Genomic DNA, 25,555 nt, shown 5'->3' with positions numbered 1-25,555 from the left:
TAAAAGAAATTGCAATTATTTTTCCTATGGGATCTGTAGGTAGAAGGAGAAAGGATGAAGTAATAAAACTATTCGGAGAAAGAGTCTCTCCGGCTAAAGTGAGGTTTTTCACAGCGGTTGGGTTAGATTTCGTACCAGGCAGAAGAGAAGGTGTGTGGTACTGGGATCTGGACGGCAGAAAGTTGATGGACTGCCACTGCAACGGAGGCGTTTTCAACCTCGGTCACAGACATCCAGAAATTGTTCGCAGGCTGAGAGAGGCTGTTGAGGAGGTGGATATAGGCAATCACCATCTGATAAGTGAGCACAGGGCTGTGCTTGCGGAGAAGCTGACTGACACAATGCCGGGTGATATAAACCGGGTCGTGTTCGGTGTGGGTGGCGGGGAGGCGGTAGATTTCGCTATAAAACTTGCAAGAGGTCACACAAAAAGGAAAAAGATAGTTTACGCGAAAGGAGGGTATCACGGGCATACAGGCTTTACCCTCGCTGCTGGTGACGAGAAGTACCGAAAGCCCTTCGAGCCCCTTGCTCCCGGTTTTGTCGAAGTCCCATTCGGCAATTTCGATTCGCTCGAAAAAGCCGTTGATAAAGATACTGCAGCCGTTCTGTTCGAAACGATACCTGCAACCCTTGGAATGCCATTGCCCCCACCAGAATTTTACAAAATGGTTAGAGAGTTCTGTGATGAAAGAGGTGCGCTAATGATTATGGACGAGGTTCAGACGGGGCTGGGAAGGACCGGAAAAATGGGGTATAGAGCACTACCGCGTCACTCCAGATGTAATTGTCACGTCGAAGGGACTTTCAGGAGGAGTTTATCCAATTTCTGCAACATGCTTCAGAGAGGACTTGGATGACTTCATGGCTGAGAATCCGTTTATGCACGTATCAACTTTCGGAGTGCTGAGATAGGCTGCTTGGTTGCTGAGAAGGTACTGGATATTACCTCTGATCCAAGTTTTCTGGAAAATGTTAACGAGATGGGCTCATTGTTGTCAGAAGGTCTTGAGAATCTCATGAATGAGTTCGACTTCCTGGCCGAAATCAGGCAGAAGGGATTGTTCATAGGTGTAAAGATGATTGAGGAAGGTTTTGGTCCATTGTTATCTCTTTTGTGCTATCACAGCGGAATACTTGCGGTTTATGCGAACACGACACTTCTGTCCTGCAGCTTCTGCCTCCGCTAATAATAGGGAGAGAGTATGTTGACTACATACTCGACAATCTCCGAAAGGCGCTGGAGATAGCGTCTCAAAAACAGGACATGGTGGAGGTAATAAGGTCCATGGCGGGGTGAGAGAAATCATCACAAAATTTGGTGTCGAGAGAAAATTGTTGAGGGAGTTCGAGGAGAATCTGAACCCAGCCAAACCGGAAAAATCGAAGGTTCCGATAAGGATACTCGGATATGGCGAGATAAGCACGGTTTTTGAAATACCGCTTGAGGAGTACTCAAACATAGCATTCAAGAGAATTCCGATGTTCAGGTCGGTGGAGCAGGTAGAGAAGTACATAGAGCTTTTCCATGCTTACAACACGTTGCTCACCGAAGCCGGGCTAAAGGTTCCGAAAAGTGGTGCTGAGTATGTTGTTACAGGGATAACAGGATAGTGCTGTTTCTGATGCAGGAAAAGCTGGATCCATCAAGAATTTGCAACAACATCATAAAGGAGATGGAAAGAGAAGACGCGATTGAGCTTTTCTCAAAGGTTTTGGACGAAATATACAGGGTGGAAGAGTTCAACAGGAGAAAGAAGGAGGAAGGAGTTGAAATAGGTCTGGATGGGCAGCTGTCCAACTGGGCACTTTACGACAGAATGGTGTACTTTGACACGAGCACACCAATGGTGAGACAGGACGGAAGGGATTTACTTGATACGGATATATTTCTTCGGGCTTGCCCGCCTGGTGTTAGGGTGTTGTTAAAGAAATTCTTTCTGCAAGACATACTCGACAGATACTACGATTTCAGGATGATTTTACTTGACCTCATCGCAAACCTATTCAAGGAGGGCAGGAGAGACCTCGTGCAGCCTTTTATCAACCATGCAAACGAATATCTGATGGCAACTGGAAACAGTTACGAGCCAATGACCTACAAGGAAATTGAGAAGTATTACAGGGAGGATGCGTTTATATGGAGCTTGTACCTGAACCTGAGAAAAATTCACCGATTCATTGTCACCAAAATTCTTTTCGGAAGGTATGAGTTCATACTACCTGGCAGGATAAAGAGGTATCAGACCAAAAATTAAAAATACCCATATGATGGATGTTCATTAAAGCCCGGGTAGCTCAGCCAGGGAGAGCGTGCGGCTGAAGACCGCATAGTCCCCGGTTCAAATCCGGGTCCGGGCACATTTTCCTTAAAATTGTTCTTTATGGAGGTTTTTTCGGCTTTCACAGGGTTTGGAGAATTCTTTACAGGCTATAAAAAGCCATTTTTGAAGTTTTCTTTTAGAAATATACAATTGCTCCTTAAAATTTTGATGTGCGAATCAACCTTTCTTCTTTCGTTTTTCCCTGATCACTCCTTAGAGAGGTTGATTCAGAATATGTTCCAACTTGTTCCAAGTAGAACATAGAGCGTGAGCGTGAGATGAATACGTAACCATAAGAACAAAAATTGTTGAGGGAATGCTCAGCAGAGGGGCAAAATCTCAGGAAGAGAAAGAAAAATATCCAAGCTAATGTGAAAAGGTTTTTCAGGAGGTAAAGAAAAGCAATGAAACGGAGGATCTGAATATGAAATGCGGATAGAAAAGATGAGATAACTATTCCCTTAAGCCATCCATTCTAGAAGATCATCAACCAACTTTTCTCCTCATTACTAAAGCGATTCCCTGAAGGATACTCCCTCTTTCGGTTATCACCATGGTGATTTTAGGGGAGATTGATGGGGGATGAAGGGTGATTAAAGGGGATCATGAGTGATCACCAGGGGATTGATAAAGGGATATGTGGGGATAAAGGGGATTGATAAGGTGATTCCTGTTGATTTACGTTGAGCCTGTTGATTGATTAGTTGATTGACTGTTGATTGACTGTTGATTTGGGTTGATTGAGGTTGATAGAAGTTGATCGGTCAATTTTTGATCAGTTGATTAAGGTTGATTAGCGTTGATTGACTTGTAGATCGAGGTTGATTGATTTGTTGATAGAGTTGATCATCGTTGATTGAGCGTTGATTGATCAAATTGATGGTGTTGATCCAGTTGATCACTCGTTGATTAGGTTGATTTTTACTATTTGAATCGGTTCACCCAGTAAATCAACAGGTTGATGAGGTTTGACGGATCAATGTCAACAGAAAATCAACGTTTGAAATCAAATCAATTCTCTTAGACTCAACACGCAGTTCTTTTGTTTCTGAGCCGTGTTTGTAAACGTAAGTAAAATATACAACAAATCCAAAGAAGTTACATGGAAATAAGAAGCGGTATAGTCATTCAATCATCTCTTTTCCCAGAACCAGTTAAAATAGAAAAAGTGGAGGAGTTTGGAGATTTTGTAAGAATCGTCGGTGCTACAATAGATAGTAACCAGCATATAGACAGAATAATCCCAAAAGATGAGATTTCAAAGCTGAAGGCATTTACATACAATATGGATTTTTCTGCAAATCCTGAAGACGTTTTTCTGGGTTTGGAAGCATATCGTTTCAGGTTGGCATCTCTTTTTGACCCAATACTGGCAATGAATGTATCAAGAGTTGATCCTTTGCCACATCAAATTGAGGCAGTGTATGGTTATGCTTTGAAGCTTCCAAGGATTAGATTTCTTATAGCTGACGATCCTGGAGCTGGTAAAACCATAATGGCTGGGCTCATAATCAAAGAATTGAAATTGAGAGGTTTGGCCCGAAGAATACTCATCGTTGTTCCAGGTCATTTGAAAGACCAGTGGAGAAGAGAACTTAAAGAGAAATTCTCTGAAAACTTCGTAACTGTTGACAGACATACAATGGATGCTCATTTTGGCGAGAACGTTTGGGAGAGGGAGAACCAGATAATAACGTCAATGGATTTCGCAAAGCAGGAGCACGTTCTCAACTCTCTTAGCAGCGTTCATTGGGATCTGGTTATAGTTGATGAAGCCCACAAGATGGCTGCATACCGTTATGGAGAGAAAATCAGCAAGACTGCAAGATACAAGCTCGGCGAAGTTCTGTCAAGAACTTCAGAGCATTTACTGTTTCTTACAGCAACACCGCATAAAGGCGATCCAGAGAACTTCAGATTGTTTCTTGATTTGCTCGAACCAGGATTTTTCGCATCCCAATCAATGCTTATGGAGTCGATAAAGAACAGGGACAATCCACTGTTTATAAGAAGGCTCAAAGAGGATTTGAGGGATTTCGAAGGAAGACCTCTCTTCCTCCCAAGGCACGTTAAAACGATCAAGTTCAACATAACAGATGAGGAGCGTGAGCTTTACAACGAGCTCTCAAAATACGTTATTACTCAATACAACAAAGCTTTAATGAGTGATAAGAAAAGAAACGTTGCATTTGCCCTCATCATTCTGCAGAGAAGGATGGCTTCCAGCATATACGCTCTGAAACGCTCCCTTGAAAGGAGAAAGAGAAGACTTGAGGAAATTCTGAGGAATGGAATTGAAAGGGAGGTTAAGCCTGTAGACATTGAGGAGGTTGACGACTACGAAGAAGAGGAGAGATGGAGGATAGAGCAGGAGTGGGAGAGTTTAAGCGTTGCTGAAACGAGGGAGGAGCTTGAGAAGGAAATCAAGACAATTGAAAAGCTAATCGAAAAGGCGGACGAAATCATCAGGAAGGAGAGCGAAGTTAAGCTGAAGAAACTGAAAGAGTTGATGGAGAGTGGTGAGCTGAAGAATCAGAAGATTCTGATATTCACCGAATCAAGAGACACTCTCGATTACCTTTACGACAAAATAAGAAGCTGGGGATACAGCGTTAACTACATCCACGGTGGAATGAAGCTTGAGGACAGGATTAAGGCAGAGAAGGAATTCAAGCACAACACCCAAGTTATGGTTGCAACTGAGGCTGCAGGAGAGGGTATAAACCTGCAGTTCTGCAACATCATGATAAACTACGATATCCCATGGAATCCCAACAGACTTGAGCAGAGGAGGGTAGAATACACAGATATGGGCAAACAAAGGAAGTATTCATCTTCAACCTCGTCAATGAGGATACGAGAGAGGGGATGGTTCTTGCAAGACTTCTCGACAAACTTAGAGAGATTAGGGAAGCTCTGGGTGATAGAGTTTTTGATGTTATTGGAGAGATATTCCCAGGAAGGGACTTTTATCAGCTCGTAATAGATGCTGCCGCCAATGCGAGGAGCATTGACGAAATACTTGCAACGATTGAAGCAAAGCTTGATGAAGAGTATATATTCAAAGTTAAGGAAGCTCTCGGTGAGAGTCTTGCAACGAGGTTTATAGATTACACAAGGATAAAGGAAATGGCTGAGAGAGCAAAGGAATACAGATTGATTCCAGAATATACTGAGAACTTCTTTATCAGGGCTTTTGAGAAAGCTGGGGGGAAGATCACAAAAACAGGGGAGTTTTACAGAATAGACTCAATTCCCTATGAGATCAGGAAAATTGCTGCAGAAGATAGCTTCAAGAATACTTGGGGAATACTTGCCTCCAAATACAAGAACATAACATTCGACAAAGAAGTTGCAATGAAAAACGCCGATGCTGAGTTCGTTTCCTTTGGACATCCTCTGTTTGAAGCTGTCCTTGAATGGGTTCTAAGAAATTATATCAAGGACTGCATGACTGGAGCGACGTTCAAAGATCCGTCTGGGATGTACAATGGTGTGATTTTCTTTTTCGAGGGAGAGGTTACAGATGGAAAAGGTGTAGTTGCTGGAAAGAGGCTTTTCGCCATTTATCGAGACGATAGAACGGGTGAAATCAAGGAATTGAATCCTTCCATTATCTGGGATCTGGCTCCATACAATGGAAGCTATCAACTTGAAGAGGGATGGAAGAAGGAAGCTGAAAGTTATGCAATAAGAGCCTTAATGAGTTTTAAGGATGAACTCCTAAAGGAGAGGCTTAGACAGGCTGAGATTAAGGAGAAATACGGTGTTAAATCTCTTAAGAGTTTGATCACGAGCTACGATCTCAAGTTGATAGAATACGAGGAGAGGAAAAAGAAAGGAGTGAAAATGGATTTGGCCATTCAGATGGCAGAGAGAAGGAAGAGAGAGTACGAAAAAGCTTTGGACGAGCTGAAATGGGAGATTGAGAGGGAGAAAAACCTGAGTGTCAGCATGCCCAAGCTTGTTGGAGTTGTTAGGGTTGTGGCGGGAGATGAGATGGTAAGTGATGCTGAGATTGAGAAGATTGGGATGGAAGTTGCTATGGCTTATGAAAGGATGCATGGGAGAGTTCCAGAGGATGTTTCCAGCCAAAATCTGGGATATGACATTCGCTCTGTGGGGGAAAATGAGGTAAGATACATAGAGGTCAAAGCCAGAGCTACTGCTGGCGATGTTGCTCTAACACCTAACGAGTGGTTTAAAGCTAAGCGATTCGGCGACCAGTACTATCTTTACATAGTTGAAAATGCTGCAATAAGCCCGACGCTCTACATCATCAGAAATCCAGCGGAGAAGCTCGAAGTAATTGAGAAGGTTGAATCGGTTAGGTTTATCATTCCATACAGCGAGTGGAAGTGGAAGGGAAAAGTTACGAAGGTTTAAATATTATAAAAGTGAAGTTCCTAAGAAAATGAAAGAGTATATTGAGAAAATGTTATCAATGGCAAATATTCTTGGTAAAATTTCGATGGTAGAGTCTTTTGTAGTCATTGCACAGTCATCATTTAAAAAAGAAAAAATAGACAACTTGGATGGAGAACTTACAGAAAGAGTACATATACGCTCTTTTCTTGTACCAATTGAACAGTGAGATGAAGTAATCAAAAAATTCTATTTTGATAGTTTTACAGGAAATGAGGGACAACCATATTTCGATGAAAATGGAGATTATAATACAGGTGAAACTTTCGAAATAAAAGGTGTAAATTTTGAGATCATAGTAAACGAGAGGAGAATTGAAGGCTTGGGTATAGGGTATTATGAGCCTACGGACAGGCTAATTAAGTACTTGAATTTAAGAAGGAAAGACAGCTACTGGGAAGATCCCTACACCAATGAGAATAATAATACGGTGTGAGGGAGAAATTATCAACTATGGCTGGGAGGAACATAATGCTTGGCTTGGAGTTAGAAAGGATATGCTTAGAGATTATCTCTCTGCACGAAGGTGTGGTCTTTTGATTGTTAGGTATGCAGAAAAAGCACTTAAAACCCCAGTGAAGTTGGAATTAGAAGAGTATCAGAAAGAAACTGAGTTTGGCAAATATTATTTCGTAATTATTGATGATCCAATTTCGGGAGAGTATATATACTTATCACGTCTTTGGGAGAGTTTCTGGATTGATCCAGCTTCAGAACCGAAAAGACAGAGATATAAAACGTCAGAATTTGAATTTGGAGTCGAATTTAAAGATGAAGATGGAGAACATATAAAATTCGCAAATGAAAAAATAGATTATTTTAAATTAATATCCTTTAGTCCATCTATGTTTAAGGTTTTTCTTTCAGAGCTTAACAATGAGATCAAATTTAATACCTTAACAACTCTTACCTTGAAATTCGCAGATGGAGAGTATCTTGATGGGTGTATTAACAAATACGGTCAGTTTCAAACTTTTTTGGGTTCGTTAGCTAAATTGAGTCATGAAAAACAGAAGAAACTATCCACATTTTCTGAACCTAAGAAAGCAGATCCGCCAGCAGAGTTTATTAGAATTAACGTTTATGCTGAATTTCCCGAAACATATCCAATAGGCTGGACAATTTCTCGTTGCTTGAAAGATGTAAATAAACCTTGGATTGATAGATTTGGCAAAAATTTGCTATTAAATCCCGATGAAGATAAACTTTCAGAATGTATCTTATTGGGATTAATCTCAAGAGAATTTAGAGAGTTAGCGGATGTGATGTTAGAGTTTAGAAAATTGGTAATACCAGAGTACAAAATTAATGAAATTAAGGATGATCCGCATTTTTCATACTTGAGTAAGGAAAAAAATTATAAAGAAATGAAATCTATAAAATTTACACAATTACTTTTTAGGAAACACAGAACGAATAATCGGAAAGGGGAAAGTTATATCTTAGACGTAATAAACGAACTAAGACAATGTAAAGGACATCCAGATAAAAGTGTTGAAGATGTTTTACTTAAATTTGGAATACCTAACGAAAATCCAAGAATCTCTTTCATCTACATTTTGACAGAATTTCTAGAATTCCTATTTGCATTTAAGGAACTAACTGAAAATTTGTTGGATATCTCTATAAAAGTTAAAGATGAGACAAAGAATCCATGGTACCAACTAAGAATTGCTTTAGAGTGCTTTAGTAAGTTAATTTAGGGGGTAATCGAAAAATATGAAGAAAGAAAAATCTGACATAGACCTTGTTAAAGAATTGAGTAGTTCAGTTAATCCGAACAAATTGTTTATAGGGAAAAGATTACACTTGCTGATAACTTCAGCTAAGAGAACAGGCTATGGGCATGAACTAGATAAGATCCAAGAAAATCCGAAACACCATTATGGGGGTAGACATTATCAATTGTGATTAAGTATGAGACTTGAAGAAATAAAGAGAAACGTTGTCCCAATATTGCGGAAATACGGAGTTAAAAGAGCCTCTATTTTCGGCTCGGCAGTTAGAGGGGAGATGAAAGAGAGCAGCGACATAGACATACTCGTGGAAATTGAAAAAGATATCAGCCTGCTGGATTTTGTTGCATTGAAGCTTGAACTTGAAGAAAAGCTTGGCAGAAAAGTGGATTTGATCGAGTACAACACGATAAAACTAAGGTTGGGAAAAAGGATACTGAAAGAGCAAGTGGTGATATTTCAAGATTCTAAGCCTTAGACAAATAAACTTTATAACTTAATGGATCAAAAATCATACTTGATGGTAAGAACCAGAGTGGTCGGCAAAAAAGGGCAGGTCACGATACCCAAGGAGATCAGAGAAAAGTTTGGTTTGAAAGAGGGTGAAAAAGTTGTTTTTGAGGTTAGAGGAGATGAGATAATCATTAGACCGGATAAAAGCGGAAGTGATTATGTAGAGGAGTTCGTTTCAATTGTTAAGAAAAAGCTCAAAGCTCCAGAACCCGCTGAATTGAAGAGGTTGTACTATGGCCAAATTGAAGAGCGCTTATCTGGACTCTAATGTTTTCATTTATGCCTCTCTATATTCTGGAGAGGTTGCCGAAAAATCAAAAGAATACCTAAGAAAAGCAGCAGATGGTGAATTTAACGCATACACATCAGCACTGACGTGGGATGAAGTAATTTATGTTGTGAGAAAAGTTGCTGGATTTGAGGAAAGTATAAGAGCTGGAAGAATTCTCCTTAAAATGCCATTTCTCGAGTTTTTGGATGTTGATTATGCTATTTGTGAAGATGCCCAGAAACTTGTTGAGAAGTATAAGCTTTTACCGAGAGATGCTATTCACTCCGCTCTTGCCCTGAAATACTGTGATGGGGTTATTATTAGCAATGATGTAGACTTCGATGTGGTTGAAGGATTAAAGAGAGTGTTTGATTGAGGAAAGGTGAAGATATAATGAAAACTCCTGTAGATGCTGAAAGAGGTTGCAGCTGTATTGGTGTGGGATGCCATAAAACGAGGCTAAAACCAGAAAGAATGAACTGGGGGATGATTAGATGAGTCAAGAAGAATTTCCAATAAAAAGATCATTCATCGAGGAAACTTTTCCAGTTAGGGAAGTAAGCGAGGAGAGTGCGAGGGAGAAGAATATCAGGCATGGCCATATCTCAACCCTACACATCTGGTGGGCAAGGCGACCATTAGCAGCTTCGAGAGCTACAGCTTATGCAGCTTTAATTCCTGCCCCTGACAGCATTGAGGAAGCTGAAAAGGTAAAGCAGTTTATAGCAGAGCTTTGCAAGTGGGAGAACTCACTTAACCCAACGTACATCGAGAAGGCCAGAGAAGATATAAAGAGGGCTTTGGGTCACACCCCAAGAGTGCTTGATCCGTTTGCTGGTGGTGGGGCGATACCTTTAGAGGCGTTGAGGCTGGGTTGCGAAACCTACGCCTCAGATTACAATCCAGTTGCGGTATTGATTCTTAAGGCTGTTCTGGAGTATCCGCAGAAGTATGGCAAGAAGCTGGTTGAGGATGTCAAGAAGTGGGGAAAGTGGGTTCTTGAGGAGGCGAAGAAGGAGATTGGAAGGTTTTATCCGAACGATGTTATTGAGCAGAAGGGGTATTTCGGGGAGAGCGGTGAGGAGTACATCCCTGTGGGCTATATCTGGGCGAGGACGATTCCCTGCCAGAACCCTTCGTGTGGTGCAGAAATTCCTTTGATGAGACAGTTCTGGTTGGCGAAGAAGAGCAACAAGAAGGTGGCGTTGTATCCGTATGTTGAGGGTAAGGACGTGAAATTCAAGGTTGTTGGAGATGGGTATGAAGAGATGCCTAAGGATTTTGACCCATCTAAGGGAACTGTGAAGGGTGCTATAGCCACATGCCCCGTTTGCGGTTCGACTGTGGATGCCAAGACAACAAGAAGGCTGTTTCAGGAGGGGAAGGCTGGAGAGAGGATGGTTGCCGTTGTTTTGCACCATCTCAAAAAGAAGGGGAAGTTTTACAGAATAGCGAACGAGAAGGATGTAGAGGTATTCAGGCAGGCTGAAAAGGAGTTGGAGAAGAAGGTTGAAGAGTTGAGGAAGAAGTGGGGGATTGAGCCGGTTCCTGATGAGCCCACACCCGAAGGAAAAGGAAAAGGAGCGGAGAGAGCTTTTTCTGTAAGAAATTACGGGTTGAACACATGGGGTGATTTGTTCAATTCACGGCAGAAGCTTGCTCTAATCACCTTCGTGGATAAGGTTAGAGAAGCTTACCGCAGGATGGTTGAGGAGGGGTATGAGGAGGAGTATGCGAGGGGTGTTGTGACGTATTTGGCTTTAAATTTCAATAGATTTGCCTCTTATTGCTCCACACTTGGCTACTGGCATGTTACTGGTGAAAAAATGAGTCCAGCCATGCAGAGACAGGCAATTGCCATGGTGTTTGACTATGCCGAAAGCAACCCGTTTGCAGAATCTTTTAGTTGGATAACGAATTTGGATTGGATTCTACGTGTTATTGAACACTGCTCACATGCGTAGAATTCACTCCAATTTTTTTTGGGATAAAGTTTTAATAAACTTCAAGTAAGTCAAATTCCAGTAGGTGAGCTTGATGGAATTTACGATAAAGAAGTTGGGGCCCATAAACGAGGCAAAATTGGAGTTGGGAGATATTACGGTATTAATCGGCCCGCCGAATGTAGGTAAATCTTACACTCTTAAAGCTCTGTATTCTTCTCTAATCATGCTCGATCCAATAGCGAGAAAATCTTTACTCAAATCGATATTTGCCGAATTAGGAGTTCTGAAGCGTAGACGCTTTGTGTATGAGGAAGATATATTTGTCTTTTTAACCAATTTGGCGATACTTTACAAGATCGATTCCCAAATGACAAAAGATATCGTCAAACGCATAGGTGACGCTGTCGGTAAGATAGATATTAAAATCGAGAACGATACGATCGTAGCGACGTCGAAGAAAACAGAAATATTAGATTTAAAGAAACTGATGGAACTGATACAAGAGCAAAACGATCATCTTTGGGGACTACTTCCAACTACCGACAAAACAAAAGTAAACATTAAACTATCAGTACCTAACCTATTTCCACTATTAGTGGAAGCTTTTAGAAGACCCCTTACAGTAAAAGAAGAAAATTATAATCAAGAACTAAAACTTTTCATTGGATGCTATATATCCTCGTACCTTCAAGAGACTAGGTTGATTCTTGAAAAAACAGCAGAAGTAAAATTAGATATGATAAGTCCCATAATAAAGAAAAGATATCCAAAGGGAGAATTACTTAAATTGGAGAAAGCAAAAGACACAACAGAAATTCTAAAAATTTTAGATAATTTGAGATTATTTAAGTTAACACCAAAAGGCTGGTTTATACTTCGGGCAATTCCTGAGATGGTATTAACCGAAGAAATACAAGATCGACTCGCAGAGAAGATCGGTGAAATGCTTGAATCGATCTACAGAAGAGCCTTAGGTATTCAGTCAGTTTTGTTCATTCCGTTCGGTAGGAGTCCAATCGTTTGTCAGTTGGAATACATTTCACGAGAGCCTTTCCTTAGGACGGAAATAATTGAAGATTACTACGGATTTGACACTCCTCTTTACCCATATATGTCTAAGCTAAGTAGCGGTAGAGCCAAGCTTTCAGAAGGTAAATACGATAAAAATATGGTTCAACTATTTGAACCAGTCATTCAAGGAAATTTAATGTTTGATAAACGATCTGGCGAATTAAAATACAAACGTTGGAGTTTTAAAGAAATAGACGATAGAGACCCAGTAGTTGTTCCAATAAAATGGGCTTCTGCTTTGGCGGGAGAAGTTACGGGAGTCCTACTACCAATCCTATCCGTTCCATATAACTCTTACCTCATTATTGAAGAACCAGAGTCGCAGCTACATTATTCCGCACAGGTTCTGATGGCTTTAACTTTGATTGGACTTTCAAACGTTTTTGGCCACAAAATAGCCTTCAGCACCCACAGCGATGTGCTGACACTCACTTTGGCATATATTCAGGAATTTAAACCAAACGAAAATAAAGTCTTAGAATTAATAAAGAAACTCCTTGAAATGCAAAATATCTGCGTGGACGAAATCAATTTGAAGCCTCTAGCTAAAGCTGTTTCCGAGGCGAAAAATGTAGACGTTAGGTTTTACTACTACGAACCAACACCAAGCGGAGTTAGAGTTTTCGAGAAGAGATCTTCCGAGATCATGAAGGATGTTCCCGGAATAACGGATGTCGTTAATATCTTGACTTCATGGGCGATGAGCTTGTAGGTGTCGGGATATGCACGAGCTTAAAGCAGAGTATAAGGAGAACGGCTGTGGTGTTGAAATGGAGGGTGATAATCCGTATTTGCTTTTAAATCTCGAAATGTACTGCAATTGTAATGGATTGAAGGGGCTATCCCATTGCGATTTTGTGTATGTCTTTCTTAAAGGCGAGGAATTTCAGATATTTATTGTAGAGCTTAAAGATATGGGAGAACTCATGAAAGATGATCTGGAGTCTATATTGGACGATATTGTTGATAACAAGTTTCCACAAACTCGAAATAGTATTCTACCAAGAGTATTAGAATTTCTTAACGCTAGAAGAAATACAAAGTTTTACGGTGTTCTAGTTTTACCCCTACATCAAGATGAAAAATTGGATAGAGTATACGCTCTTCTCAGTCGTTTTAAAAGTAAATTTGTAGCCTTAAAAAGAAAGGGTTTCAATGATGCCTGGATAGCACCATGTGGGGGAAATATTTGGAATAGGGTGACCACATGTTGGAACCCTTTTCAGCAGACCGAGCCAAATGCCAGTAGTTAGATTGGAACATGCGTTATAAACGCGTTAGGGTGACTTAACAGGCGAAAAGGATGGTGGTAGTGTGTTAGAAGCACGAATAGGTGAGTATCCGGTCTGCATTGGATTGGATGTACACAAGAGGTACTCATATGCAGCCATAGTGGATGATTTGGGAGAGATAATAGAAGAAGTAAGAATAGAGAACACCAAACAAAGCTTAGAACAATTTGCAATGAAATACAAAGGAGCTAAAGCAGTAATAGAGGCAACAGGAAATTACAGGTTTATCTACGATGTTCTGGAAAACTACATGGAAGTAAAACTGGCTCATCCCTACAAGACAAGAATAATAGCTGAAGCAAGGATAAAGAACGATTCCCTTGACGCTAAGATGCTTGCTCATCTTTTGAGAGCAAATCTTATAGCAGAAAGTTATGTACCACCCAAAGAAGTGAGGGAATTAAGAGATCTTACAAGATTAAGAAAGGCTTTGATAGAGGACAGAAACAGATTAAAGAATAGAGTACATGCCATCCTTGCTAAAAACGGCATAATAGATTACCCAAATCCTTTCACAAAGAAAGGAAGAGAATTCCTTGAAAATCTTGACCTATCAGAAATAGACAGAGAACTCCTTGAAATCAATCTATCAATCATAGATAAAATAAATGAGAAAATAAAGAGAATAGACGGAATCATTCAGGAAAAGGCTAAAGAGGATAACGATGCCATATTGCTAACAACAATCCCTGGAATAAGCTACTACTCAGCTTTGCTAATCAAAGCAGAAATAGGAGATGCTAACAGATTCCCTAACAAGTTCAAGCTTGTAAGCTACGCAGGCTTATGCCCCTCCATAAAGCAATCAGGAAATAAAGAGATAAAGGGTCACATAACCAAACAGGGATCAAGAATGCTTAGATGGATTCTAATACAGTGTGCAAATGTGGCAATAAGGCATGATGAATATCTCCGCTCCTTCTATCTGAGAATAAAGAGGAGGAGGGGACACAACATAGCTATTGTAGCCACAGCAAGGAAAATGTTAGTCTGCATATATTACATGTTAAAAAGAAAGGAGGTGTATAACCCAAGGTAAGGTTTATTTATCAACCCCAACCATAACCCGCTGTAAGGGTTCCAACATAGGTGTCCTAAAATATTGTTGTTTTAATTATGTCGCTTAAATGCTTTTATCTTCTCTAACCTCAACCTCAAAGGCGGATGTGTTTCTGGCAACGGCTGATTTAAGACGGTTTGCGGATGCATATATTTGAACACCCTCCGGATTATAGCCTTCAAAACTTGGAAATATGAAAGTTTGTCCAGTTCAAATAAATCTGAGAACTCAATTGCAGAAATTACATTCTCGCAACCTTTCAAACTGTTGTAAATGTGGAGTTTTATAAGGGCCTGAGCTTTTGGTTTGAATCCTACCATTTCAACAGCGTAACTGTCTGCTTCATGCTCATTAACCCAGCTTGAAATCATGAACACAACGGCATACATTGGTAGGAATGAAAGAAAAGCTATAGAAAAAATTAGTTTGTTCAGCCAATCGTAGTTTGATAACCAGACTAAAACAAACATCGTCAGTATCAATGAAACTGATAGAAGCCATAAAGAGCAGGTAAGTCGAGTCATTATATCCCAGAGTTTTACCTTCGAATGTCCGACTTCGTGGTAAAAGATTGCTCTTCTTTCCTCCTCGGACAATATATCGTAAAGACTTTTCGTAATTTTGATTTTCCTCCCCTTATAACATGCGTTGTAGATTCTGCCTTTTCTCTCACGGCAGATGAAAATAGGAATGTTTTCAATCTCTCCTAACTTTTCTTCTGGTTTTTCACACTCGAATCTCGGATAACTCCCAACAAAGAGCAGAAATATGGTTATTAGCACAAAAGAAGATAACGCATTCCAGATAGGATTTGATATAATCGGGACATAGAAAATTAAGAACAAAGAGATTAGAATTGGAATAATAAGAGAGAGCTGTGCTACAACCCTCCAAGACCCTCCTCTTTGGAGATACCCATAGTATACTGCAGAAATGGAGATTGATATTAGTAGAGATATAGTTATGGCTTGAAAAAGGAGTTTGACGTTCTCCAGTTCAATTTCCATGATTCTATCTATACTAAACCACCAAATAATAATTTTTCGAGTAAGAACAAAAGATATTAACTTTCACCCTAATAAAAACACATGGGATTAAACCAAAAACTCTCGAAAATCATCGAAACCATCAAAGCCCACCCAAGTGTTATTGCAATCTACCTCTTTGGTTCTCACGCCAAAGGAGAGGCAACTCCTCTATCAGATATTGACATTGCGGTTATAATGGAAAATCCCACTCCCGAAAGTGAGGCAGAAATCGGGAGCTTGGCATCACCACAAATCGATGTAGTCCTTTTTCACCGCCTGCCGTTGCACATAAAACATGAAGTTTTCAAATACGGTAGGGAAATCTTCGTCAGGGATGAGGAAAAGCTACTGGAGATCAAACTCGAAGTCATGAGAGAGTACCTCGACACAGCTCGAATGTACAGGCAAATCTCTTCAGAGGTGCTTGGATGAGGCTTGCAGAGTACATACTGCGTTTCGAGAGGCATCTAAAAGGTGCGTTGAACCTCAAATCCAAAGATGTTAAAGACTACTTTGTTTACAACACTCTGGCAATGGAGTGCTTTCAGGCTGCCAACGCCCTCATAGATTTAGCCCAGTACATCGTTGCGAAGAAGAAACTGGGATTTCCCTCAACCTACAGGGAGCTTTTTGAGGTCCTTGAAAGTGAGGGATACATAAGTGAAGATGAACTCAAAACCTTCAAACGCCTGATATTTCTCCGAAACCTTATAGCTCATGAGTACTACAGAATATCTGAGAGTGAGCTGCTCGAAATGGTGAACCTGCTTGAGAAATGCTCCGGTTTTGTTAGCAGAATAAAGGCGGAGGCTGGTAAAATATGAACGTAATCCGAATTCCGAACGTCTTCATGGCTTCAGCAACCGAGTTGCCGTTTCCAGACAACTACTTCGATGCAGTTTTCACAGACCCGCCATACTACGACAACGTTCCCTATTCATATCTTTCAGACTTCTTCTATGTGTGGCTGAAAAGGGCTGTAGGCGACCTATACCCAGAACTTTTCTCCACACCTTTAACACCCAAATCGAAAGAAATCGTAGCATACACAAACAACAGAAGCTGGGAGGAGGCAAAAGAGTACTTCGAGAACATGCTCAGCCAATCCTTTAAGGAAATACACCGCATTCTTAAACCGAACGGCATCGCTGTAATCGTTTACGCCCACAAAACCACATCAGGCTGGGAGACACTAATCAACTCTTTACTTGATTCAGGGTTGGTAATTACTGCATCATGGCCCATTAATACCGAAATGAAAGCCCGTTTAAGGGCGAAGGAATCTGCTGCTCTTGCATCTTCAATCTACATTGTAGCAAGGAAAATGGAAAGAGAACCAACTGGCTGGTTCAACGAAGTGAAAGAAGAGCTCAAAAAACACCTCAACAAAAAACTCGACCGCTTGTGGAAAGAAGGAGTAAGTGGAGCAGACTTCTTTATATCAGCAATAGGCTCAGCCATAGAAGTTTTTGGTAAATACGAGAAAGTTATGGATTACGAGGGCAACGTGATCAGAGCGGACAAACTCCTCGAATACGTGAGAGAGCTTGTTACTGATTATGCGGTCAGACAAATCCTCCACAACGGCATAGCTGGGAGTTATCACCCTTAGCAAGATTCTATCTCCTCTATCGCTGGAGCTATCAAACTGCCAAAGTCCACTTCGATGAAGCCCGCAAGCTGGCTCAGAGCGTTGGTGTTGACCTCGAAAAAGTCTGGAACAGGAGTTTTGTTGTAAAAGATAAGGAATACATCTACCTTCTTGGCCCTCACGAGAGGAATTTAAAGGAGCTTGAGAATGCAAAAGAGCTTGTGGATGTTCTGCATAAAGTTTTGCTGCTCTGGGAGAAGGGCAAGAGGGATGAAATCACTGAAACTCTTCAAGAGACTGGATGGCTCAAAGATTCTTTCTTCAGATTCGCTCAGGCTGTTTCCGAATGCTTACCTAACGACAGCAAAGAAAAGAAACTGCTCGATGGATTTTTGACGGGTAAGGAGAGGATAATAAGTGAGGCTAAGGCTAAGGATGCGAAGTTGACGGATTTCTTGGAATAGAGTTTGAAGCAATTCATGAAGTTGTCAAAAACTATTTTAACTTTTATTTCTACATAAAAGCGGAGGAATGAACATGAAGCCGTTCCATCTTGTTGCAATCCCTCATAAAGATATCCTTGAAGGCAGACTTACAATGGATGTTTTTGCAGCAGATCTCTGGGAGGTTTACAAAGGCAGAGCAGTTGAGGATTATCAGAATCCTGATGTTTTCTTCAATAAAACGTATCTGACTGCTGGGTTGAAGAATCTGCTAAAAATTGCTGCAACAAGGTTAAAAGGAGAAGGAGGAGATCCAGTAATTCAGATTCAAACTCCTTTTGGAGGAGGTAAAACTCACTCCTTAATTGCTTTATATCATGCTTTCACCAACCCTGACTCTGTAAAACCGTACTTTGAAGATGCGTTGAAAGCCAACGTTATAGTTATTGTTGGTACAGCAATCAGCCCAAGAGAAGAAAATGGCAAAATCACTGGAACACTCTGGGGAGAAATAGAAAAGCAGCTCGAAGGAGAAATAAAGGAGCTCGATCAGCCAATAGCTCCTGGGAGGGAGAATTTAAGAAAAGTTCTCGAAAAACATCAGCCAGTCCTCATCCTGATGGATGAAGTTCTTGAGTATGTTGCAAAGGCTGCAGGAATTAAAACTGGTTATAAAGAGCTTAAAGTTGGAGACACAAATCTGGCAGCTCAGACGATTGCATTCATGCAGGAATTAACTGAGGCAGTAAAATCACTCGATAAAGCACTGCTCGTTGTTACGTTGCCAGCAAGCGTTATGGAGTATCCTGATGAAGAGAAAGCTGAAGCTCTACTTTCCAAGCTACAGAAGGTGGCTGGGAGAGTTGAGAAAATATACGCTCCTGTTAGTGGTGATGAAATCTATGAAGTGATAAGAAGGAGGCTATTCTCAAATGTCGATGAAATCGCAGCCAAGGAAATAGTCAACGAATTCATAGAGTACTACGAGAGAGAGGGAATAGTGATAGACAAAGCAGAATACAGAGAGAAGATGCTCCGAAGCTACCCATTCCATCCTGAAGTCATTGACCTCTTTCACAGACGGTGGGGTAGCCTTCCGACATTTCAGAGAACGAGAGGAATTCTGAGAATTTTATCCCTTGCCGTTTACAAACTCAAGGATTCCTCAATCCCGCTCATTCGCCCATGTGATTTTGATTTGAGCTTTGATGAGCTGTCAGAAGAGCTGATTAAACACATCGGCAGAGAATACGAGAGTGTTCTCAGAGCGGACATAACAGCAAAGGATGCAAACTCAAAGAAGGTGGATAGAAGTCTTGGAAGCACTTATCAGGGACTAAAGCTTGCAACAAAGCTTGCATCTGCTATATTTCTATACTCATTCTCTGGCGGTGAGAGAGGTGTAACTTTGGGTGAGCTGAAGCTTTCATGCGCTGATGTTAACATTCCCTCAAGCGTTATCACAGAGGTTGTGGATAGCCTCTCAACTTCCCTCTACTATTTATGGAAAGAGGATGGAAGATACGTTTTCAAGAGTCAGCCGAACCTGAACAAGCTCGTAATTTCAAAAATGTCTGAAATTGAAGAACCTGAACTCAGAGAGCAAATCAAAGCATTGTTGCAGAAATATGCAGGAAAGAGTTTGCCTGTATACATATGGCCGAAAAACTCAAAAGATATTCCCGATACTGAGGGATTCAAGCTTGTTATACTACCTACCAACGACAGAGAGCTTATCACCGACATACTAAACAATTATGGAGAAAATCCAAGAGTAAACAAGAATACAGTTTTCTTCCTCGCTCCACTGGAGTCGGAAAGATACGCTTTCGAAAGCTGGTTGAGAAGAAAATTAGCATGGGAAAGCATATCAAAGGATAAATCGCTCAACCTAACTCCAGCCCAGAAAAAAGAGGTTGATAAGAACGTAAAAGAAATGGAAAAAGAAGAAAGGGACAATTTAAGAAAATTCTACCGATTGGTGTTCATTCCTGCAAAAGAGCTTAAGGAAATCGATCTGGGCATTCCTATGTTTGGAGATAAAAGACCTCTTAGCAGCGAGATTCTTGAGAGGTTGAAGGCTGACGGAGAAATAGTAGAGAAACTCTCACCCTTCTTAATTTTAGAAAAATATCTTGGGAGTAAAGATTACCTTAAGCTAGAACAACTTTACAAAACTCTGCTATCAACACCTGGAGAACCGAGGATTTCCAGAGATAGCTTCATCAAATCGATAAAGGATGGAGTTAAGGATGAATATTTTGGATTTGGGCTAGTTAGGAATGGTGAGGTGGAATGTGTTAAAATCGGAGAGGTTCCAGAAGTAACCTTACAGGACTACGAAGCAATCATAAGGAAGGAACTCTGTATAAAAGAGGAAGAAGGGAAAGAAGAAGCTGGTACATCGCTGGGTGGAGATAGAACGACAGATACAGAACCTATAGGTACAACTCCCCCATCACTCATTGAACCAGAACCGCCAAAAGTTGCTCAGCCTTCATACAAGGGAATAACCCTGAGTGTCAAACTTCCAAAAGGCAAGTTTTATGAGTTTTACAAGGGCGTTCTCAGCTTCCTTGAGAATTCCTTTGACGAAACCGATATTGAAATAAAAATCACTGCAAGGAAAGGTCGAATTGCAAAGTCAGATTACGAGGATAAGGTTAAGGAAACACTTGCACAGATAAATGCCCAAATTGTTGAGGAAAACACGGAGGAGTGATGAAGCATGGCCTACTGGCTCTGCATAACCAACGAAGATAACTGGGAAGTTATAAAGCAGAAAAATATTTGGGGTGTTCAGGAAAAGCATCGAAATACAATTGCAAAGGTTAAGCCTGGAGACAAGTGTTTGATTTATGTTATGTCCACGAAGAAAGATGATGAGGTTATCCCACCGAGAATAATGGCTGTCTACGAAGTAGCATCAGAAGTTTTCAAAGATTCCTCAAGAATCTTCAAACCGCCTGCAAGAAACAGGAATGAAACGTTTCCGCTTAGAATTAAATTGAAGCCAATCAAGATATTTGAAAAACCAATTGACTTCAAGTCTCTCATCCCAAAGCTGAAGTTCATCGCAAACAAAAAGAAGTGGACTGGGCACATACAGGGAAAGGCGATGAGAGAGATTCCTGAGGAAGATTACAGGTTGATAGTTGGAAGGTGATGATAAGCAGGAATATTCTACTCCTGATCTTAGCTTTAATCCTCGCTGGTTGTGTCCAGATAGATGAAAAATTCAACACTAAATTTGTTGAGGAAAGCAAACAATATGCATCTTTTTTGATGAGCAAAAAAAGAGGAGTTGATTAAAAGGGCGGAAGAGATTGGCTTTAATAAAGACATTATCGTCGAGCTTTACAACGAATGCAAAAATCCTACAAACCAGAGTGTTTTAAAACTGCTGATATTCCATTTTGATGCTCTTATGCAAGAAAAATCTATTAGCCAAGCACACAAAGATATTGCCAATAGCTTAGCTGATGAAATAAAGGAAATTGGACCTATAAACGAAGCTTTTTTTGAGGATTATAACATCTTCAACAGACAGACATACCGGTTAAACCATGTTATAAGAACTCTAAATCAGGAATTTGGCACAAAAATACCTGAAATAGACACTTCAGAAGAGCACTACAGGAAAATTAGAAATGTTTTAGGCTATACAACACTAATTGATTCATACAACGAATTGTATAAGTCTGCTGGAAAACTGCCAAGCAATAGGGATGAAGATTACTGGAAATTTTACATGAACTTCTTCTTGTTCATGGCTGATTTTTATTTCTTGGAGGAGAAAGTAGCGTATAAAACTGCATTTGTAACAACTGGTAAAATTGCAGCAACACTAGGCCTAGCAAAAACTCAGGCAGTTCTCGGCCCTAAAGGATATGGTTTACTCCTTAGTGAAATCCACTGGATGTTGAGAGGGGAGATAAATGAGGGCTGGGATGGGTTGTTGGATGCTCTCAGGAATAATTCTTTGATGATCTTCTACCTACGAGAGCTTAAAATTAATAAAGGAAAAAAGCTGTAGTAAAATCAATGGTTGATAAAATAGTCGAAGAATTTGCACAAAAACTCAGGGAAAAATTTGGAGATAAAGTTGAGCAGGTTATTCTTTTCGGCTCGTATGCGAGAGATGAGTTTGGAGAAGAGAGCGATCTGGATGTACTGGTAATTGGCAATGTCAAACTTGATGAAGTTTTAGATGTTTCCTACCCTCTTTCACTCAAATATGCTGTATACATCTCACCCATAGTTATGGACAGAGATTACTTCGAGATGCTGAAAGCTGAAGGTACGGGTTTTGTGAAGAACGTTTTGCGAGAGGGAGTTACAATCTATGCCAGAGCATGAAAAATACATGGAAAGAGCTTATGATGCTCTCGAATCGGCAAAAATTCTGTTTGAGAGCGGAAAATACAATGCATCGATAAGCCAGGCTTACTATTCAATGTTTTACGCATCAAAAGCTCTTCTCAGCGTTAAGGGGATTTATCCAAGAACGCATAGAGGGGTGGTTTCGGAGCTTGGATTAAAATTTGTGAACGAGGGCTTTATTGAGGAGATTTACGGTAGAATTCTTGCAAAAAGTATGCAGATGAGGGAAAGAGTTGATTACGACGCTTACTACAAAGCCAGCAGAGAGGAAGCTGAAGAGATAATAAGAGAGGCTGAGGTATTTATTGAGAGAATCGCAAGGGCTTTGAGTAAGATTCTCGATAAGGGTTAGGTTGGATGTAGGATCGCTAATAGGTTTTTTAATGAGGCTTTACAAAATTCAGAACTTCTGCATGCATCCCTTGAATCCCAATTGCTGAGGTAGCCTTCCCAAAGCCATTGATATTGTTGTAGCTGATATCTTCTTTAGTTTTGCTCAAAAAACTTGTTTGCTCCCTTCAACCTCTGAGCTGTATAAGCATCAAGCTCCTTTAGTATATCTCAGCTCAGATCCATAAGACTGTTTGGCGAAGACCGTTTTTGTTACGTGTCTATTATACCTCCATTAGATATTTGTTGTATTTCCACAATATTTGAAAAAGACTGCTCTCCTTCCTTCTGCGTGCGGCTGAAGACCGCATAGTCCCCGGTTCAAATCCGGGTCCGGGCACATTTTCCTTAAAATTGTTCTTTATGGGGTTTTTTCAGCTTTTACATGGTTTGGAGAATTCTTTACAGGCTCTAAAAAGCCATCTCTGAAGTTTTCTTTTAGAAATATACAATTGCTCCTTAAAATTTTGATGTGTAAATCAACCCTTCTCTGGCAGTTTTTCCATGGAATCTATTTTATAGAGTTGATTCAGAATGTGTTCCAACTTGTTCCAAGTGGAACATAAGGAGCAAGATGTATATATAACCCATAGTAACAAAAAACGGAGAAGATTCGGCTCTCACTTGGCGTGAATCTTAACTTCCTCAATCAAACGGAGAGAAACTCCTCCTCAATAGCCAGAACAAGAAACACTTGGATCCAGAGATTACTTTGACTGCCCTTTCTACGAGGTTGGCTGAGATGTGGATTTGGTAAGGGGCTTAACAAATACTGATGCCTCAGACATCCGAGATTCAGGCATTTCGAAGTTTGTATTTTTTGGGATCTACAATTTAAGATATCCCAGTTCCACAACCTTCTTTAAAACAGCTTTGACCTCATCTTCAACACTCATTTTGTCAGTATCCAGAGTCAGTTCTGGGTTATCTGGTTCCTCGTATTCTCCATCAAAACCCGTCAGACCCTCAATTTCCCCATTCAAAGCTCTCCTGTACAAACCTTTTGGATCTCGTTTAATTCTAACCTCCAGAGAACATCTCAAGTAGACTTCAACAAATCTCCCGATCTCTCTTCTCGCATACTTTCTCCATTCCCTATAGGGTGCTATTACCGAGACAATTGTTATGACCCCGTTTTTTGCCAGCATTTTGGCCATCTCTGTAACTACTTTGTTGTGCATCTCTCGTTCCTCTTTACTGAAGCCCAAATCCGGATAAAGCTTGCTTCTAATTCCATCACCATCCAAAACTTCCACTCTATAACCCATAGACTGAAGTCTTTCAGCTAAGGCTTTAGCCAGAGTGGTTTTCCCTGCACCACTTGGACCGGTAAGCCATACCACGAACATGCCTAATTAAATATTGTGGCCATTATAAAGAACTTTTCCCTTCAGGTTGGCCTTTAGATCAAACAAAGATAAAATGGTTGGTGCAAAGTCGTAGATCGTCGCATCGATTGTTTTGCTTCCGTCCATGTCTGGTGTATGCAGTGCAAAAACACCGTATTCTGAATGTACTGCATCATCAGGCCCGGTATCGTTCTCCAGCAAATAGTTACTCTCCCAGCCAAGAGTTCCGGCAGCGCGCCAGTATAGGTCGTCAAAGTAGACCATCATGTCCGGCTTGTCACCCTTGGCAATAGGATAGATTTCTTCCGGGTAGAAAACCTTAGTGTCCCACTTCTCTCCATTTGGGCCCCTAACAGACTTTATAGTCTCGGCAATCTCGTCTCTAACCTTATCGTACTCTGACATCCTAATAACTCCGTTGGGATCTCTCCCTTTAACGTTGAGAAAGACCCTAGCGTAATAGCCACCCCAGGCCCACGCAACAGTTTTGCTCCAGTCTATGTCTATCTGCTCGAATCTGATGACTTTGCCCTTATTGTAGCTAGCTTTAAGCAAGCCCTCTTCCACCAACCACTGATTTACTGCGAAGCAACCTTTCATTTTCTTTATACCGTGATCCGATGCGATTATTACAGCAGTGTCGTCGTCCAGCAGCTTCAGTGTTTTTCCGATTTCCTTGTCAAGGAGCTTGTAGTAGTCCGGAATGGTGTCTTTGTAAGGACTGTTCGGTTCGTGGAGGTGATGAGTTTCGTCGAAGTACTTCCAGAACGCGTGGTGAACCCTGTCCAAACCGATCTCCACGAACCAGAAGAAGTCCCAGTCCTTTGTTTCAACAAGGTGCCTGACGAGTTCGAACCTCTTTTCCGTCATCTCCCAGATCTGCTCCTTAACCTCGTCTCTGTTTTCTTTTCTAAATACTACATCAAAGATGTAGTTTCCGACCACCTTCTCAATTTCGGATTTGAGCTCTGGCGGGTGGGTGTAGTTTACCGAGGAGTCTGGTGTGATGAAACAGCCGATCATCCAGCCGTTTATCTTCTTGGGTGGGTAGGAAGGGGGAACACCTAAGACGACTGATTTATAACCTTTCTCTCCTAAGTAGTCCCATACAGCCTTTTCCCTCACCATTAGGCTGTGCGCAATCCAGATGTCTTTGTAGCTGTTTCCCTTCCTATGTCTGAAGCCGTACAGGCCGAGCTCTCCCGGAGTCTTTCCGGTAGCCATGCACATCCAGGCGGGGATTGTGATGGCGGGTATGCTGCTTCTCATCGGGCCGTAAATCGATTTACTTAAGAGCCTTCTCAGGTTTGGCAGGTCGTCGATGAACTTGTTAAAAAGAAGTTCTGGTGGTGCGGAATCCAAGCCGATAACGAAAGCCTTCATGTTCAGTCCAGATACCCTAGCGCTCTCAGCCTTTCCTTGACCTTCTCCTCCTCTTCTTCGGTGAAGACATTCTCTTCCTCTTCTTCAAGGCTTGCTAAAACTTCCTGTAAGACGTAGGTGACGTATTCGTCGACCGATTTGAATTCTGTGTCCTTTATTCTCTCTTGAATCTTCTCGTAGATGTGTTCGGGAATTTTTACTGTTCTTTCGGGCATGTTTTAAATGAGGGGTTTGAATGTTTTTAAGTTTTGGGTTTAGATTTAGATAACTATGGTCTTGAGCAAAACTATTTATACTAAAACAAACAACAAAATACATGGGTAGAAAGCGAGTTTATGAAGTTGTAAGAC

At 40.9% G+C, this 25,555-nt stretch carries 26 protein-coding genes, 1 tRNA gene and 2 pseudogenes; 25 read left to right on the top strand and 4 right to left on the bottom strand.

All coding sequences use genetic code 11. The features are described from left to right. Positions 1-26: 26 nt before the first annotated feature. From H0Z19_RS12040 to H0Z19_RS06975, 16 genes and pseudogenes are all read left to right on the top strand, one after another. Positions 27-915 (top strand): annotated as a pseudogene (locus tag H0Z19_RS12040) (aminotransferase class III-fold pyridoxal phosphate-dependent enzyme). Between the two features lie 5 nt (positions 916-920). Continuing rightward, positions 921-1,190, top strand: coding sequence for an aminotransferase class III-fold pyridoxal phosphate-dependent enzyme (locus H0Z19_RS07045; RefSeq protein ID WP_290725196.1), 270 nt, complete (start codon positions 921-923; stop codon positions 1,188-1,190). Between the two features lie 106 nt (positions 1,191-1,296). Beyond that, positions 1,297-1,614, top strand: coding sequence for a hypothetical protein (locus H0Z19_RS07040; RefSeq protein ID WP_290725193.1), 318 nt, complete (start codon positions 1,297-1,299; stop codon positions 1,612-1,614). A gap of 11 nt (positions 1,615-1,625) precedes the next feature. Further along, entirely contained in the window at positions 1,626-2,258 is a 633-nt protein-coding gene (locus tag H0Z19_RS07035; protein ID WP_290725191.1) for a DUF6206 family protein, read from the top strand. Between the two features lie 29 nt (positions 2,259-2,287). Beyond that, positions 2,288-2,361, top strand: a tRNA-Phe gene (locus H0Z19_RS07030). A 1,065-nt stretch (positions 2,362-3,426) separates the two neighbouring features. Next, complete coding sequence (locus tag H0Z19_RS07025; RefSeq protein ID WP_290725190.1) at positions 3,427-5,307, top strand: helicase-related protein; 1,881 nt, start codon at positions 3,427-3,429, stop codon at positions 5,305-5,307. After that, positions 5,193-6,710: a DUF3883 domain-containing protein gene (locus tag H0Z19_RS07020; protein WP_290725189.1), complete on the top strand. Its 1,518-nt coding sequence runs from the start codon at positions 5,193-5,195 to the stop codon at positions 6,708-6,710. The genes H0Z19_RS07025 and H0Z19_RS07020 overlap by 115 nt, the downstream gene beginning before the upstream one ends. Before the next feature lie 28 nt (positions 6,711-6,738). Beyond that, positions 6,739-6,918 (top strand): hypothetical protein, encoded by a 180-nt coding sequence (locus tag H0Z19_RS07015; protein WP_290725187.1) that lies wholly within the window; start codon positions 6,739-6,741, stop codon positions 6,916-6,918. Between the two features lie 244 nt (positions 6,919-7,162). Then, entirely contained in the window at positions 7,163-8,452 is a 1,290-nt protein-coding gene (locus H0Z19_RS07010; RefSeq protein ID WP_290725185.1) for a hypothetical protein, read from the top strand. A 214-nt stretch (positions 8,453-8,666) separates the two neighbouring features. After that, positions 8,667-8,963, top strand: coding sequence for a nucleotidyltransferase family protein (locus H0Z19_RS07005; RefSeq protein WP_290725183.1), 297 nt, complete (start codon positions 8,667-8,669; stop codon positions 8,961-8,963). Between the two features lie 42 nt (positions 8,964-9,005). Next, on the top strand, positions 9,006-9,266 hold the full coding sequence (locus H0Z19_RS07000; protein WP_290725182.1) for an AbrB/MazE/SpoVT family DNA-binding domain-containing protein: 261 nt from the start codon (positions 9,006-9,008) through the stop codon (positions 9,264-9,266). Beyond that, positions 9,232-9,645, top strand: a complete 414-nt coding sequence (locus tag H0Z19_RS06995; RefSeq protein WP_290725181.1) for a type II toxin-antitoxin system VapC family toxin — start codon at positions 9,232-9,234, stop codon at positions 9,643-9,645. The genes H0Z19_RS07000 and H0Z19_RS06995 overlap by 35 nt, the downstream gene beginning before the upstream one ends. 118 nt (positions 9,646-9,763) lie before the next feature. After that, entirely contained in the window at positions 9,764-11,233 is a 1,470-nt protein-coding gene (locus H0Z19_RS06990; protein WP_290725180.1) for a DUF1156 domain-containing protein, read from the top strand. A gap of 73 nt (positions 11,234-11,306) precedes the next feature. Then, a complete protein-coding gene (locus H0Z19_RS06985) occupies positions 11,307-12,998 on the top strand; it encodes a hypothetical protein (RefSeq protein ID WP_290725178.1) in 1,692 nt (563 codons plus the stop codon). A 10-nt stretch (positions 12,999-13,008) separates the two neighbouring features. Further along, positions 13,009-13,539, top strand: a complete 531-nt coding sequence (locus H0Z19_RS06980) for a hypothetical protein (protein WP_290725177.1) — start codon at positions 13,009-13,011, stop codon at positions 13,537-13,539. Positions 13,540-13,600: 61 nt separating this feature from the next. Next, positions 13,601-14,617, top strand: a complete 1,017-nt coding sequence (locus tag H0Z19_RS06975) for an IS110 family transposase (RefSeq protein ID WP_290725176.1) — start codon at positions 13,601-13,603, stop codon at positions 14,615-14,617. 71 nt (positions 14,618-14,688) lie between these two features. Here the strand turns inward: H0Z19_RS06975 and H0Z19_RS06970 are convergent, their stop codons facing one another. Continuing rightward, a complete protein-coding gene (locus H0Z19_RS06970) occupies positions 14,689-15,645 on the bottom strand; it encodes a M48 family metalloprotease (RefSeq protein WP_290725175.1) in 957 nt (318 codons plus the stop codon). Positions 15,646-15,726: 81 nt separating this feature from the next. On the opposite strand from H0Z19_RS06970, the gene H0Z19_RS06965 reads away from it, so the two are divergent. The 9 genes and pseudogenes from H0Z19_RS06965 to H0Z19_RS06915 all read left to right on the top strand — a co-directional run bounded on the left by H0Z19_RS06965 (position 15,727) and on the right by H0Z19_RS06915 (position 22,435). After that, positions 15,727-16,098: a nucleotidyltransferase domain-containing protein gene (locus tag H0Z19_RS06965; RefSeq protein ID WP_290725173.1), complete on the top strand. Its 372-nt coding sequence runs from the start codon at positions 15,727-15,729 to the stop codon at positions 16,096-16,098. Continuing rightward, positions 16,095-16,490, top strand: a complete 396-nt coding sequence (locus tag H0Z19_RS06960) for a HepT-like ribonuclease domain-containing protein (protein ID WP_290725171.1) — start codon at positions 16,095-16,097, stop codon at positions 16,488-16,490. Before H0Z19_RS06965 ends, H0Z19_RS06960 begins: the two co-directional genes overlap by 4 nt. A 32-nt stretch (positions 16,491-16,522) precedes the next feature. Beyond that, positions 16,523-17,721, top strand: a pseudogene (locus tag H0Z19_RS12035) (DNA methylase); the annotation flags it as partial. Positions 17,722-17,794: 73 nt separating this feature from the next. Continuing rightward, positions 17,795-20,422 (top strand): DUF499 domain-containing protein, encoded by a 2,628-nt coding sequence (locus H0Z19_RS06940; protein ID WP_290725164.1) that lies wholly within the window; start codon positions 17,795-17,797, stop codon positions 20,420-20,422. 6 nt (positions 20,423-20,428) lie between these two features. Then, entirely contained in the window at positions 20,429-20,866 is a 438-nt protein-coding gene (locus tag H0Z19_RS06935) for an EVE domain-containing protein (RefSeq protein WP_290725163.1), read from the top strand. After that, positions 20,866-21,012, top strand: a complete 147-nt coding sequence (locus H0Z19_RS06930; protein WP_290725161.1) for a hypothetical protein — start codon at positions 20,866-20,868, stop codon at positions 21,010-21,012. Before H0Z19_RS06935 ends, H0Z19_RS06930 begins: the two co-directional genes overlap by 1 nt. Continuing rightward, the gene (locus H0Z19_RS06925; RefSeq protein WP_290725159.1) at positions 21,005-21,736 is read left to right on the top strand and encodes a hypothetical protein; all 732 of its coding nucleotides are present in this window, start codon (positions 21,005-21,007) and stop codon (positions 21,734-21,736) included. Before H0Z19_RS06930 ends, H0Z19_RS06925 begins: the two co-directional genes overlap by 8 nt. Positions 21,737-21,744: 8 nt before the next feature. Continuing rightward, positions 21,745-22,059, top strand: a complete 315-nt coding sequence (locus H0Z19_RS06920; RefSeq protein ID WP_290725157.1) for a nucleotidyltransferase domain-containing protein — start codon at positions 21,745-21,747, stop codon at positions 22,057-22,059. Next, positions 22,046-22,435: a HEPN domain-containing protein gene (locus H0Z19_RS06915; RefSeq protein WP_290725155.1), complete on the top strand. Its 390-nt coding sequence runs from the start codon at positions 22,046-22,048 to the stop codon at positions 22,433-22,435. Before H0Z19_RS06920 ends, H0Z19_RS06915 begins: the two co-directional genes overlap by 14 nt. Positions 22,436-23,300: 865 nt before the next feature. On the opposite strand, the gene cysC is transcribed toward H0Z19_RS06915, so the two are convergent. The 3 genes from cysC to H0Z19_RS06900 are packed head-to-tail and all read right to left on the bottom strand — an operon-like array spanning position 23,301 to position 25,420. Further along, entirely contained in the window at positions 23,301-23,822 is a 522-nt protein-coding gene (gene cysC, locus H0Z19_RS06910) for an adenylyl-sulfate kinase (protein WP_290725153.1), read from the bottom strand. A gap of 6 nt (positions 23,823-23,828) precedes the next feature. After that, positions 23,829-25,205: an alkaline phosphatase family protein gene (locus tag H0Z19_RS06905; protein ID WP_290725151.1), complete on the bottom strand. Its 1,377-nt coding sequence runs from the start codon at positions 25,203-25,205 to the stop codon at positions 23,829-23,831. 2 nt (positions 25,206-25,207) lie between these two features. Then, positions 25,208-25,420: a CopG family transcriptional regulator gene (locus H0Z19_RS06900; protein WP_290725149.1), complete on the bottom strand. Its 213-nt coding sequence runs from the start codon at positions 25,418-25,420 to the stop codon at positions 25,208-25,210. Positions 25,421-25,555 lie beyond the last annotated feature (135 nt).

Origin of the sequence: Archaeoglobus sp., from assembly GCF_017656475.1 — an archaeon.
In the GTDB taxonomy this organism is placed as follows: domain Archaea; phylum Halobacteriota; class Archaeoglobi; order Archaeoglobales; family Archaeoglobaceae; genus Archaeoglobus.
Note: the sequence above shows the minus strand (reverse complement) of the source record. Positions and strands in the feature narration are given on the sequence as shown.